1 protein-coding gene is annotated in these 615 nt (G+C 76.3%); it reads left to right on the forward strand.

Translation table 11 applies throughout. The features are described from left to right. Positions 1-487 (forward strand): SGNH/GDSL hydrolase family protein (locus tag N2041_RS14610; RefSeq protein WP_297679347.1); only part of this gene is annotated, 487 nt, incomplete at its 5' end. Between the last annotated feature and the right edge of the window lie 128 nt (positions 488-615).

Genomic DNA, 615 nt, shown 5'->3' on the forward strand with positions numbered 1-615 from the left:
CTCCCGCCTCGCCGGGCTGCCGCGCGTGGGCCGGCTCGGCCTGCGCGCCGCCGGCAATCCCGCCGTCGCGCACAACGCCGCCTTCCGCGCCCTGCGCCGCGCCGCCATCGGCACCGTCGGCTATGCCTACCATTTCGAGCCCGCGGAATGCGCCGCCCGCGTCGAAGAGGCCATCCGCCGCATCATCCGGCGCGAAGAGGTCGCCCTCGGCGTCCGCGGGCCGATGGCGCTCGGGCTCCCGCTCCCGCCGCGCATCGCCGCAGAGTCGCGCGCCCGCGTGGCCGACTTCGAGCGCCGCGTCAGCGAGACCTGTGCGCGCCTCCACGTCGCCTACCAGCCGCCCGGCCCCGACGAGCCGCCGGCCCCCGGCGAACTCCAGGCCGACCTCACCCACGTCAACGCCCGCGGCCACGCCCGCCGCGCCGAACGCGAATATCGCCTCATGCTCCGCGCCCTCGAAGCCACCCGCGGCCCCGCGGAGGCCTGAGGAGTCGGGAGCGCGGAGGTTAGAGGTTGGAGGTTGGAGGTTGGAGGTTGGAGGTTGGAGGTTATCCTCTCTCCCGGCTCCCGGCTCCCGGCTCCCGGCTCCCGGCTCCCGGCTCCCGGCTCCCGGCT

It is taken from the genome of Tepidiforma sp. (assembly GCF_026419595.1).
Taxonomy (GTDB): Bacteria; Chloroflexota; Dehalococcoidia; order Tepidiformales; family Tepidiformaceae; genus Tepidiforma.